The organism is Sphingobacterium siyangense (assembly GCF_007830445.1).
Classification (GTDB): Bacteria; Bacteroidota; Bacteroidia; order Sphingobacteriales; family Sphingobacteriaceae; genus Sphingobacterium; species Sphingobacterium siyangense.
On the sequence record NZ_VLKR01000004.1, the window covers coordinates 151,993 to 166,159 of the forward strand.

Here is a 14,167-nt window from a genome sequence, read left to right on the forward strand (position 1 = left end):
CTTGATTTATAAATTGGTTTTTATTATTTTAATTTGACCTGCAAGGCTTTACCTGCATAGGTTACCACTGTAGATTTTGCTGATGAAACATCCAGTCCGACGGCATTCCTGTCGCTGACAAAAATGATATTGAACTTTCTTTTGTTCAGCATGCCGTCGAAATCTCCCTGACGGCTGGCCAAAGACAGTATCTGTTCAGAATTATCGTAGCTGAAATCAATGCGGCTATATTTCCCTTTTTCATAATTATAATTGCTCCCTTCGTCTTCATAGAGTGAAAACTGACCGTCTGCTCCGGCATAGATATAAATATCCAGCACATCCGGCTTTTTCTCGGCCGTATACTGCATGACAGGTCCAATGGGCACTATTGCTCCGGCTCTGACATAAACAGGGATACGTTCGTATGGTGCTGCAATAAGCAGATCCTGCCCGCCTGCTACCATCTTGCCACTGTATAGATCATACCAGCTGGCTCCTTTTGGAAAGTGTATCTTGCGTGAGGTTGCTCCTTTTTCTGTGACTGGACTGACGAGCAAGGATGGCCCCCAAAGGTATTGGTCGTTGCTGTCGAATCCATCTTTGTCCTGCGGGAAATCCATGGCAAGTCCACGTATCATCGAATAGTCCTCAAAAAAAGTCTTTGCGGCAAGACTGTAATTATAGGCCAGTAATTTATACCGTAGATTGATCGCATAGGTCATGCTTTTATAGGCCGGATGATCCACAGGAGCGATATTATACGGCTCACGGTAGGGATATTGTCCATGCGCCCTGAACAAAGGCAAGAATGCCCCGTATTGGTACCAGCGGCTATTCAGCTCGCGCCACTCCTCCAAGTCTGCCGCATTAGGTTTGTGAAACCTATTTTCAACCAAAAAGCCACCCGCATCCATGGTCCAGTAAGGTGTCCCGGACATCGAGAAATTGATGCCCCCGGCAATCTGATCTTTCATGTCATGCCATCTCGAAGCAATATCGCCGCTCCAGGCCGCCGCAGCATAGCGCTGCTGCCCTGCAAAAAAAGATCGCGTCAGAATAAATACCCGTTTGTTAGGATCTGTTTCACGCTGGCCCTCATAGATACCCTTGGCATTTTGCAAAGGGAACGCATTATAATAGCGAACAGATGACCCTATACTCGGCTGAAAAACCGATTTACGCTCATCCAGATCAATATTGGAGTGAATATCTGGTTCGCTGGCATCCATCCACCAAGCATCGATCCCAATTTTGAACAGGTTGTTGTCCAACAATTTCCAGAACCCATCGCGTGCCGCTTTGTTGAAAGGATCATAAAATGTCGAGGTATAGCCCTTTCCGATCCAGTCTTTTCTGCCATCATAAATATTTCGTGGATAGATCCATTTGTTGGCTTTAAATTCTTGGTATACGGAAGACTCTTCATTGATTTTGGGCCAGGCCGAAATCATGATCTTAAAGTGCTGATCATGCAGCTTCTTCACCATGGCCTGAGGATCTGGGAAACGCTTTACATCAAATTTCTGGCTCCCCCAGTCATTTTCAGCCCAGTAAGACCAATCCTGCACAATATTGTCGATTGGAATCTTACGTTTGCGAAATTCAGCTGCGACCGCTTCAATTTCCGCTTGCGTCTTGTAGCGTTCTCTGCTCTGCCAAAATCCGAAGCTCCAAAGCGGCATAATCGGTGCCTTGCCGGACAAGTGGCGATAACCTGCAATGACCTCATCCATTGATGCGCCCTGAACAAAGTAATAATCTATGGCATCGCCAGCTTCCGAATTAAAGGAAAATACGTTTTTACGCACTTCCGGGATAGGACTCTGCCAGTTTAAGGTAAAATAAGACTCCCCTCCATCTGGTATCCATTCCATGCGGATCTGGTGGGTCTTATCTTTCTGGAGGTCTCTCTCAATCTCAAAGGTACCTGCATTCCAGGATTGCCGCCAGCGGTCGGCGACCAGCTCCCCATCAATCCAGACTTTCATATAACCCGAATATTTAAAATGCAGCACATGTTTGCCTGTGTAGGGCGAAGAGAAACTTCCGGCATAGATGACTTTGCTTTCGGCCAGATTTACGCCTTTTGGAAACTTGTGCTGATCTGTTAGGTAGCCATAGTCAATGATCGATTCCGGTCGGGATAGATAAACCTCTTCGCCCTTGTTCCGATTTACATAGGTTGCTGTGAGCCAGCCCGGTTCACCTTCTTTTGACTGTAGTTTAAAAGCATTTAAGGGCAATAACGGTCTCACGTCGCCCGCTTTTGTGATGGAGTAATTGTGCCATAAAATACCATAGTTATTGGTGGACAGTAAAAAGGGGATTCCGATTTCTGTATTATATTGCAGCAGCGAAACCTGTTTTCCACGGTTATAGTTCATCACCGCATTCTGATGTTGGCCGAGTCCGTAGATCCCTTCTTCAGCATTGACAATAAAGTCTTGGTTAATGTGATAAAATGCATCACCTTGATAACTATTGGCTAAGAAAGAACTTGAATTCCGCTTTGCTTCTTTAAGGATGGATTGCCCCTTAAGATCAAAAAATTCCACGTTACCATTCATCAAGGAAACAACTGCCTGCATATTGGCCGTTTGTACATTTACCGTCGAGTCTGTCGAGCTTACCGCGAGTGATTTTACTTGCCGGCGCACTGAATCGACGATCACTAAGCTTGTTTGTCCCGGTAAGACTGCACCAGCCGGAACAGCTGTGACACGCACAATCTTGTCGGTTACGACATCCAAATAAATATCCTGATCAATGGAGGTCTCCGAATTTTTGAAGCTGACCTTAATACCGGAAGGCATTTTTTCATAATGAGCTTTATTGGCTTGGCTAAATCCCTGCTGCACGATTGCGAAGAGCATCAAACCACTTAAAGCGTACGTTAAGTTGCGCATTTAAATAAGATTTATTGGTTATTATATTCCCTTGGTTATTACACGTCCTTTCCTATTGAAAGAACAGATCAAATATAGAATGCAACCGGTTGTATAAGGGGTATGTTTTGTTAACTTTTAGGGGTTATTTTGTTAACTTATGCGGGAATACTCGCGGGCAACACTATCGATAATTCACTTATTTACAAGCTTTTTCGATAAAAAGACGGCAGGTTACCAAATGCAGATTTAAAATATTTGCTGAATTGTTTCGGATTTCCGAATCCTACTTCATAAGCAATTTCAGCCATCGATAATTTCGAGTTCTGAACCAGATGCATGGCACGCTTGAGCCGAATATGTCGGATGTATTCCATCGGTGAATAGCCTGTGATGGCAAGCACCTTTTTATAAAGCCCTACGCGGGTGAGGTTCATTCTTTTGGCTAGCAGTTCGACAGAAAGCGAAGAGTCACTGAGATCCTGCTCAATTTCCTTTACAAGCACACGGATAAACTGTTCATCAGCAGATTCGATATCGGGCTGCGCCAGATTAACGTTGATCTGTTTTTTATACCGTTTTACTAACGTCTGCTGCTGATGGAGTATCTGCGCCAATTTTGAACGCAGCAGACTGATATTAAAAGGTTTGTTGATATAATCTGTTGCACCGGCCTGTAAGGCCTCCAGTTCGATCTTCTGATTGACTACCGCAGTTACAATCAGCACAGGCATATGGACCAGCTTAGCCTGGGCTTTTATAAAGCGGCAAAAATCCAGTCCGCTCTCTCCAGGCAGGCTGAGATCGGTGATGACAAGATCGACCTGCTGCTTGCTTAGGGTCAATTTTGCATCATTAATACTTTGTACAGCGTAAATTAGGTAGACCGAACTCAGGGTCCGCTCCAAGTAATGAAGGAAGTCAATATCATCTTCCACCAATAAAATAGCGGGTTTATCCTGCTTACTGCTTTCGACGGGATCGGCGCTCGCTATGGCCTTATTTATGGGCAACTGAACATTAAATGTCGTCCAGTGCGCATTGCTGCTCAGCCTGATATTTCCACTCAAGAATTCGACATAGTCTTTGACAATAGAAAGCCCGATGCCTGTACCCTGATTCAGTTTTCCATTTGGCACATCCAGTTGTATGTAACGTTCAAAAACGCGGGCTTGTAAATTTTCGGGAATCGCTATACCCTGATTTTGAACTTCAATACACAGTATCTTTTCTGTTTCTTGTTCAGTGATTTCGGCATTGAATGTCACAATACCGGATACTGGGCTAAATTTGACCGCATTTGACATCAGATTGAAAATAATGCTTTCCAATTTGTTTTTGTCAAACCAGGACAGATATGTGTCTGGAGCGATATTGACCTGCAGCGAGATCTGATTGCTTTGAGCTATCCCGGCAAAGGCATCAAGCTGTTCGCGGATAAATCCCATGAGGTCCCCATATTCTTCGTTCAGTTCAAGTTCACTTTTCTCCAATTTTCTAAAGTCCAGCAGCTGGTTGACCAATTTAAGCAGACGGTCTGCATTCTTCTTGATTAAGTTTAGGTCGGCTTTTTTTTCCGGATGCTGCTCTTCATCCAGCAGCTGCTGTGCTGGAGTTAGAATCAAACTGATCGGAGTCCTGAATTCATGGCTTATATTGGTAAAGAAACGTGTTTTCAACGCATCCAATTCCTTTGCCTGTGCAGCTTGCTCTTGTGCGAGATAGAGTTGATTACGCGTCCTGACACGCAGTTTTGTCAAATAAAAATAAGCCCATAGGACGACTAATATCAAACAGGCATAAAAAAGAAAGGCCATTGTTGAACGCCAAAACGGTGGCTGTATATCGATTGTCAAAAGTAGTACACCATCTGACCAGCTACTTGAATCGATAGCATGCCGAATATACAAGCTGTAGCTGCGCGTGTCCAGATTGGTAAAACTGGCCCGCATGGTTCCCGGTTCAAAATCAAACCATTCATCACTTAGACCAGCAAGCTGATATTGATAGAGTCCATTATGTTGCTGTAGGTAGTCAAAGGTCGAGAACTCCAGCGAAATGGCATTGAGGTTGTACGGAAGCCTCAGTTCCTTAAGATTATTCAGGGCTTGATCGTAAATGACCCGGCCCGAAAATTCTTCACCTACGGCGACCCGCTTATTGAATAAATAGAGATTGGACAAAAGCGGCAAGATCAGTTCACTTTCGCGGCTAATTTTCGCAGGATCAATAAAATTGAACCCCTTTGGCCCACCAAAAACAAGTCTTCCGTCCCGCATTTTTAAAGCAGCGTTTTCATTGAATACATTACCCTGAAGGCCCAATTCCTGCGTAAAATTGCGGATGATAAACTTCTCTGCCTGCCCTGTACCGACAATCGTCGACAGGCCTTTGTTTGTGGAAGCCCAAATATCACCTTGATCATCTATCAAGAGCGCCAGGATTGCATCGTCGCTAAGCCCATCTTGCTGTGTAAGATAGCTTATTTTCGCACCATCGATTACATGCAGTCCCTCTTGTGTCGCTACCCAAATACGACCAGTTTTATCCTCTTTGATATCATAAATTAGATCATTCATGAGTTTCATAGGCGAACTGGATGTATTGATATAAGTAATCTTGTCGTCGGGTGTCAACAATGCCAATCCTGTAGCTGTGCCGATCCAGAGACGTTTTTTTGAATCCTCAAATAAGACAGAGATATAATTGCTGTTGATGGTTTGGCCCTGCCGTGTATATGTTTTCGAAAACTGTTCTGTTTTTTTATCAAACAGGTACAGGCCGGTACTTAGCGTTCCTATCCAAAACCGATGTTGACTATCTTCATAGATCTCCCATACACTATCGTCATTCAATTTCCCGGGGGCCGCGTCACGGTGGAAAACCTTAAAACTTTTGCCGTCAAATCGACACATACCACCTCGATAAGTTCCTATCCACAGCCTGTCTTCCGCATCCAGCAATAAGAAAACAATCACGTTGCTGCTCAAACTATTGGGATCCTGAGGATCATGCAGGTATTGCGTAAAGGTTTTCTGACTGAGATCATAATAGAGCAATCCCCCGCCATTTGTCCCAATCCAGAGATTACCCTTTCGATCCTGTACAAACTTATTGACGTCGTCAAAGGGAAGTGATTTGGGAAGTCCAGGATAGTTCTTGACTAAGGAGAATAATAACAAGTTGGGATGATAATAACTGATGCCGCCTTTGTATGTTCCCGTCCAGATAATCCCTGACTTATCCCGATATAAAGCCGTTATGCTATTGTAAGGTAGGCTCCGTAAATCATATTTATCGTTACCGATGATTTGTACACTTTTTGTTTTTTTATCATAAACATTGATCCCACCATGGTCAGTTCCTAGCCAGAGATGCCCTTTATCATCTTGCACGATATTGCCTACAAAAGGATTGGATAGTTCTTTTTGGAGATGTTGAATTGATCCATCTTTCGGATCAAGCCAGTATACACCGATTGGAATATCCTTTGAGAAGATCCATATCGCCCCGTCCTGATCGGCAAATAGATTATAATTTACCAGCTTATTGCTGATCGGCAATAAGCTAGTTTTGGTACTTCGCAGTGATTTCGTATCAATGTGACCCAGCAGGCCATTTTCGTAGATTACCCAGATCGTCTGCCCTTGCCCAGCAATCACATCGGCGATTCGGTTGTTTTTGGTCAACTGCGGTACAGTACGATAGGTTTTCTTTAGGCTATCGTACAAGATCAGTGAACGATCGCTATACAATAGTGCAAAGGTCTGCCCTTCCAGCGGTCTTATCGTATGTACGTCTTTGACGGGCAACTTTAAGCGGGTCAGTATGGAATCAAGCTGCTGGACGATAATGCCTGAATGCTGATCATACACATTCATCCGGTTGCTGGTACGGATCCATACATTACCTTCTGGTCCCTCAAAGATTGCGGAAATCGAATTTCCACTCAGCCCGGTACGTTTATTGGCGGAATAGCGAAAATTTGTGAATTGCGCTCCATCAAATCGGCTCAGGCCAGATTCGGTACCAAACCAGAGGTAATTGTACTTATCCCTGAGTGCGCAATTGACATGATTATGCACCAGGCCCTGGTCAGAAGTTAAGGTTTTAAACGCATACGTATTGACCTGGCTCCAAACTGAAGATTGCCCTAAGAAAAGGAAAAGAAAAAGTTGGAGATACGCGTATAAAAAAGACTTAAGCTGCTGCATTGGTTATCATCTCCCCAATGATACAAAAATTGAGCAAATACAGCAAATCAAGTTGCTATTAATATAAGCTTTAACATGGTCTTTTGATCGTTTCATCATTATACAACACGCACTATCACCTCTTATTATATTCCCAATATAAAAAATGGCATTATTGAGACAGCTATTCTTTATCCCCCTAACCATATTAACACATTGCGATCACGTTCGTAAATTAAACCGGAATAATACCATTTTTACAGGGATATAGCTGGGGGTTAGCAAGGGTTTACCCCTGTTAACCCCCTGTTAACCCCCTGTTATACCCCTGTTAAACCCCTACTAATAGTAGAACTCGTATAAATTAATTAATACGTTTTGTAGGAAAAATTGAAAATCAGTTTTACAATGAAGCGCTTCCAAAAGATTGCTATTAAATAAATAGCCATGAAAATAGCACTATTTAAACAGCCCTATTAGGTAATAGAATTTCTAAAACCAGATGTTTAGATCTGACTAAAAATCCTTTATTTACCACTCGAAACAGCAGTTCAAAATACTGGAAACTTACTGAAATTGCTTAGGCCTGTCTTTTTCTGCTGCTCTTGCGGCAATCTCATCAATGCGTTTTTTGCGGGTATCTGGTCTTTTGGCGAGAACAATCCATTGCAACATCATTTTTTTGACGGATTTACTCAATCCAAGAAAATAATCTTTTGAACCAGCGTAATGTTGAAATGCTTCATCCAAATCCTGGGGAATAATTAATTCTTCCACACTGTCCAAAATTGACCAAGAACCATTTTCTTGTGCAATTTTTATAACCTCATACCCCGCTGGAGTCATCAGATTCGCATCGATTAATCTTTTAACTTTTTCTTTATTGATTTTAGACCATGTACTATTTGGCTTTCTTCTACTAAATAGCTGCATGAATGAATAGGCATCAATCGGCCTCCGTGTGCTATCAATCCAGCCAAAACACAATGCTTCATCCACAAGTTCAGTCCAGTTGACCACCGGTAAATTTGATTTTTTAGTATTACAGATCACCCAAATTGATTGTGCTATGTGATGATTGTTCTCAAGCCAAAATCGCCACTCTTCCTTTGTATTCAGGTAAATAGTGATTCTCTCCGCCGAATTCTGTTTGATCATTTATTTAGTTTTTTAGTCCTTACTGGTATGGATAAAATTTGTCTATTGTGAAAATACGTTTTTTTTGAATACTAGTCATCCATGTTTTGCAGAACAACGACCAGCTTGTCCAATTGACAATATCAGCCCGCTGCTCTATTTTCCATTTTCCCTCACTTGCCAAATGATTATTTTGCGTAGGCGCCAAGTCGATAGCGTCGAATAGCGTAAAAAAAACCAGCAACAGCCAATAATGGTAATTGAAGTCAAGCTAATCAGGATTTTCTTTATCATACGTATTTATTTTTGCTCTTCGTTTCAAATAATAAGTCCTTAAAAAATTACAATCAACACAGAAGTGAATGGAAAACCCTGGTGGATAGCCTACAGACAAGCGGAAGGAAAAATACGCAACCCTGGAATGGCGGAGTTGACCGTAAACAACTCGAATGGTTACAAAACGAACTTGCCCAAGCGCGGAAAAACAAAGCGCATGTGATCGTATTGACACATCATCCTTTATTGCCAGAAAACGGCTATGAAACACTCAATAACCGGGAGGTTCTTGATATACTATACAAATTCCCCGAAGTTAAGTTGGTACTTTCCGGTCATAATCATAAAGGCAATTATGTAATGGCAAATAATATTCCTTTTGTAACCATGGAGGGTATGATCGAAACAGCTACCAGCAACGCCTATGGACTTTTGGAACTCTATCCGAAAGAAATCAAAATCAAAGGCCAGGGTAGACTCAGTTCAAGAGTTTTTAAATTATCATCCAAATAAGGCTCAATCGGGTGATTAATAAACTCACCATAAATGAGATTTAAATAAAACACCCGCAACGGCTTTAGCTGTTGCGGGTGTTTTTTATTGAATAGGTTTAGACAAAAATGCTATTCCATGGTTGGATTAAATGTTCCGCCCCAATCTTTATTCTGCTTGATATTTGGGTTCTTGTCAATGACCGACTGCGCGACGGGAAAGAAATAATAGGTATCGGGTACCAAATTCACTTTGTTTCCTGTACTGGGCACCTGCAAGACGCTATATTTGAACTGATTTTCCTTCAATGTATATGTTTTGGCCAATGCATTGGCATCATCCAGATTCATCTCCGTTCCATTTGAATTTATTGCTATCGCTTCAACTCCATGTTTGGTTGTATTGTTCAGTATATTGAGCTTACGTAACCTTCTTAAATCCCAAAAACGATGTCCCTCAAAACAGAACTCAATATTACGCTCTGCCAAAATGGCCTCGCGTATTTGTTCCTTCGTGGTTGCTGTTATGCCATATTTATTGTCTGCGCCCGGCTCGATTCCCGCTCTTTTCCTAATTTGCGTAACCAGGTCTAAGGCTGTCGCAAAATCTCCTGTTTCATTTGCCGTTTCAGCATAATTCAATAGGACCTCGGCATAGCGCATCAACACAAAGTCGACATCATACTGAGTTTCCACTTCGGTTTGCTTTAATGACAGTTTAGAATTTTTTAAGATAAAAAACCCGCTATATCGATCCAAATTGGACGATGGAGTTTTTGCCTTCGGGTTAATGCCAAAGTCATCTAAAGCCGGAGCAATACCGACAGAAGTGTATTGTCTTTTGCCAGTCTTGCCGGAAACTTCATAGATTTTGGCATTCCATACAATAGACTTGTCAAAACGCGGATCGCGGTTTTCCCAATAGGATTGTAAAAATTGATCTTCTGTCTTATGGTATTTACCCGCTTGATCGGAATATAACTTTCCATCTTTCATTGGAAAAGCTTTTACAAATTCCCAGGATGGAACGGAACCTGCAGGCCCCCTACTTTCAGATCCCGGACGTACACCATTATCCCAATTGGCAACTTTATTTGGATAGGTATTAATCACAGCAAAAACAACCTCCGGCCCCTTTTCTACCAGCGCAATGTTGGAATAATCTGAAGTCAAACTATAGCCATCCGCCTTCAGCTGATCATAAGCTAATTTATTTGCGGTATTGGCCTCCTGCCAATAGGCATTTCCATAAGGATTGGAAGGGTTAAACTGTGGAGAAGCCTTATATAACAATACCTTTGCTTTAAAAGCGGTTGCAAAATCACCATCAATTTTCCCATAATCTGCTGTTCCTTTTGCAATTGTTTTTGGCAATTGTGAAATTGCCTGATCCAGATCTTTAACGATCAGATCAAAACATTCTTTTGTCGAATGGCGGGGCACATTAAGATCATCATTTTTTAGGTCTTGCGGTACAGTAATATAAGGAACACCGCCGTGGATCCTGACCATGTTAAAATACATAAAGGCACGCATAAACAACGCTTGGCCAATCACCGTTTTTTTAAAATCGTCTTTTAATGAAGTACTTTCATTGACTTTCTGTATGGCCGTATTGATTTTCCGGATGGTTGTATAATCCCATGATTTGTAAGAACCATTGTTGACGGTAACCGCATCCAATGGAAAAGCGATGCCGATTAGTTGTTCCGAATTTCCGTCCGCACCAGAATTCCAGTTACCAAATAGTGGATATAAATTGGCAAGATAGCCGTTCACTAGATTTGGATCAGCCCATACCTTGGCTTCATCCAGCGAATTGAGGTCCTCAATGTCCAATACATTTTTACAGGAGGACATGCACAAAGCCAATGCAATTAAAGGATAATATATTTTTTTCATCTTTTTTTCATTTAAAATTTAACATCAAGTCCAAACGTAAAGGTTTTCATGACTGGATAAGAATCATACAGCTTTTGTTCGGGATCATGAAACTCTTTCATTGGCGAAAAAACAAACAAATTGGTCCCATTAAAAAACAGATTGACATCTTTCACACGCAGTTTCTCCGTCATGCTCTTCGGCAATCGATAAGAAACATTAATGTCACGTAAGCGCAAATAGGCTCCATTTCTTATCCAGAATGACGAAGGGGCTGCACCGGATTCGGCCCATCCAGAGTATCCTGTTGGCCGCGGATATTTGGCGTCGGTATTATCCGGTGTCCAGACATCGGAAGCCCAAATTGGATAATATGGACGGAAGGTATCACCGTGCTGACGCATTCCACCGCCTTCTTGATTACTGATCATGCGATCATAAGCAAGAACTCCCTGAAATAAGGCCGAGACATAAAAGCCCTTCCAGCTCGCATTGAATCCAAACCCATAATTGATGCGCGGAGAATTATTGTCCGACAATAACTGCAAATCGTTATCATCAATTTTCCCATCCGGACCACCTGAGTAATTCGCCCCCTGAATATCTTTATATAAGATCATCCCAGGAAAAGGATCCCTTCCGTAGGTCTTAAATCCTTTTGCTTTCAACGCATCAGCTTCAGCCTGTGTCCTAACCAAACCAAGGGATTCTAAGCCGATAATTCTATTCTCAGGTCGTCCAATTCTGGAGCGAAAATTCTGCGGCTGGCCCGATGCATAAGATGGTTCTTCGTCAATGATGTCCCAACGGTCTTTGGCATACCCCAGATTGGCATTGAGACCATAAGCTACTTCACCAACCTTGTCATTCCAGTTAAAAGAAATCTCGCCGCCTTTATAACTTCTCGCCGCATAGTTTTCAGGAGCAAGTGCACGACCGTAATTGTCAGGGACCTTCAGCGATCTTGGACCAAGAATATTGGTTTCCTTGCGTGAAAACAGATCAAGGCTACCGGTCAGCTTATTATTAACAAATCCAAAATCTAAACCCAAGTTGACACTCTTAGAAGTTGTCCAGGTTAGATTTTGTGTTGGGGTTGCACCATACGCAATACCGTTATAATAGCGGTCACCAAACATATAACCGCCCGAGGTTGTATACTTTTCTAAATAACCAAATTGCCCGATTCGATTGGCATTGACATCCAAATCGTTACCCGTTGTACCATAAGAAGCTCTGAACTTCAAATCCGATATCGTATTTTTTATATCCGTAAAGAAGTTTTCGTCCGACACACGCCAGGCTGCTGATACTGAAGGAAAAAATCCCCACCGCTTATCCGTCGGAAATAATGGTGAACCATCATAACGAAAAGAAAACTCCGCAATATATTTATCCGCATAATTGTAGTTGGCACGCCCGATGATACCACGTCTCGAATCGATCGTTTCATTGGCAGTTGTCGACCTAAAGTTGCGATCTGTAGGATAAATAAACATTTGATCCAGGGCTGTAATTGGATTTTCTGCCCGTGAAGTGACATAAGTCCCTCCTTTTTTGGACTGTTCATAAACCAATGTTCCGTCGACGGAATGTTTACCAAACTTGCGGTTATAGTTTAAAAACCAGTTTACCTGATATTCCCACAATCGTTGTGGGCTGTAATCCATGAAAGGCTGGCTCTGACTAAAAGTAAAAATATTAATATTCGCTTCTGATGGCGGAGCTGGTATAAAGCGGTTGTCATTCGGGTTTAAAGAAGTAAAGGTATAGTTCTTTTGAAAACTCATATAACGCTTGCGCATATAGTCTTGAGCAATGTAACTTCCGACAACTTTTGTCGAAAGGCCCTGTACCAATTTATCCAGCTTCAAGTTTAGGGTCATAATAGGATTGACCTGCCGCACTTTACGGTCTATATAGCGATCCCCAATGACCTGATCGATCACATTCCACGCCTGCCAGCTTCCCATAGGCGTCTGTACAGGATAAGCCGTAGGTGTATTGCTCGGTGTTCCGTCTGCATTCAGGTAAAACGGATACATCTTTGGCCAGTTGAATGTAACACGGTAGAAATCGGATACATCAAAATCATCATCGTTCGAAGATGTGCTGAATGGCCAAAAAAAGCGCTTCGAATTAGTCTGGTTGGCTGAAATATTAAAATCCATGCTAAAATCTTCGGTAATCTGTGCGGAAATATTGCTCCTTAGATTAAATTTCTCATGATCCAAAGATTTATAAGATCCATTTTCTTTACGGTAGCTCAGCAAGCTATAATAAGTAATTTTGTCGCCACCCCCATTAACCGATATTGATTGTCGATGTGTAAACGGATTGCGCCAGATAACGTCATTAGCATTGTAATTTTTGTCCTTGAAATAATCAAACTCTTTTTGTCCATTGGGGATAGAAAGACCACGAAATTCGGCGACCCGGTTTTGATAAGTGAGTTCATCTTGCGCAGTCGTTAAATTAGCAAGGAGCTCCTGTGTTGGCGTATTGAAAGTATAATTACTTTGTACATTAAAAACAGGTGCTTGCGCCGTTCCTTTTTTTGTCGTTACCACCACTACGCCATTACCGGCCCGGGTGCCATACACTGCGGCTGTTGCAGCATCTTTTAAGAAGGTCATTTGGTCAACCTCGTTCGCTTCAAGCACATCGAATGCAGCTTTATCGCGAACCACGCCATCAATTACATAGAGTGGCTCGGCAAAACTCCCCCGTATACGCAAGCTCGACGATGCTCCGGCCATCCCCGAAGTATTGGTGACATTGACACCTGCAGCTCTACCGGCGAGTGAATTGGAAAGATTTGAACTGGGGATGTTTTTTAACTGTTCTGCATTGACGGTAGCGACCGAACCGGTAATATTCCCTTTCCGCTGCTTACCATAGCCAATGATCACGACTTCTTCAAGTGCTTGATCACTCGATACCATGACCACGTTCACATTACCTGCGGAAACGGCCACCTCCTGTTTTGTAAACCCTTGGTAGTTCACGACCAAAACATCACCGCGCTTTGCGCGAATAGAAAAAACACCTTGTTGATTGGAGGACGTTTGAACGGATGTTCCTTTGACGGTGATGGTAGCACCGGCTAATACCTGACCTTTCTCATCTTTGATGATCCCTGTAACCTGATCCTGATCGACAATAGCATTGATCGGATCCAGATTCAGCGCGTAAGAATCAGGCTGACTAAACAGCAGGCAGAGCCCCAAAAGGCTAATGGGTCTCGCCTTTCCATGAAGAAAAAAATTTCTCATCATAATTACAAATTGGTTTAAAATAATAAAGAACCGTAGGGTTCAAC

The 14,167-nt window shown here is 42.4% G+C and carries 6 protein-coding genes; 1 reads left to right on the plus strand and 5 read right to left on the minus strand.

From position 1 onward, the window contains the following. Positions 1-23: 23 nt before the first annotated feature. From IQ31_RS05940 to IQ31_RS05950, 3 genes are all read right to left on the minus strand, one after another. Positions 24-2,888, minus strand: a complete 2,865-nt coding sequence (locus IQ31_RS05940; RefSeq protein ID WP_244294374.1) for a glycoside hydrolase family 31 protein — start codon at positions 2,886-2,888, stop codon at positions 24-26. A 182-nt stretch (positions 2,889-3,070) separates the two neighbouring features. Then, the gene (locus IQ31_RS05945) at positions 3,071-7,081 is read right to left on the minus strand and encodes a hybrid sensor histidine kinase/response regulator transcription factor (protein WP_145327429.1); all 4,011 of its coding nucleotides are present in this window, start codon (positions 7,079-7,081) and stop codon (positions 3,071-3,073) included. Between the two features lie 546 nt (positions 7,082-7,627). Continuing rightward, entirely contained in the window at positions 7,628-8,218 is a 591-nt protein-coding gene (locus tag IQ31_RS05950; RefSeq protein ID WP_145327430.1) for a YdeI/OmpD-associated family protein, read from the minus strand. Positions 8,219-8,572: 354 nt separating this feature from the next. On the opposite strand from IQ31_RS05950, the gene IQ31_RS05955 reads away from it, so the two are divergent. Next, positions 8,573-8,986 carry a metallophosphoesterase gene (locus IQ31_RS05955; RefSeq protein WP_208734132.1) on the plus strand — a complete coding sequence of 138 codons (414 nt, stop codon included), beginning with the start codon at positions 8,573-8,575 and terminating at the stop codon, positions 8,984-8,986. A 110-nt stretch (positions 8,987-9,096) separates the two neighbouring features. Here IQ31_RS05955 and IQ31_RS05960 read toward each other — a convergent pair whose 3' ends face one another. Both IQ31_RS05960 and IQ31_RS05965 read right to left on the minus strand, forming a co-directional pair. Further along, on the minus strand, positions 9,097-10,866 hold the full coding sequence (locus tag IQ31_RS05960; RefSeq protein ID WP_145327432.1) for a RagB/SusD family nutrient uptake outer membrane protein: 1,770 nt from the start codon (positions 10,864-10,866) through the stop codon (positions 9,097-9,099). A gap of 11 nt (positions 10,867-10,877) precedes the next feature. Further along, entirely contained in the window at positions 10,878-14,123 is a 3,246-nt protein-coding gene (locus tag IQ31_RS05965; protein ID WP_208734134.1) for a SusC/RagA family TonB-linked outer membrane protein, read from the minus strand. Positions 14,124-14,167: the final 44 nt, after the last annotated feature.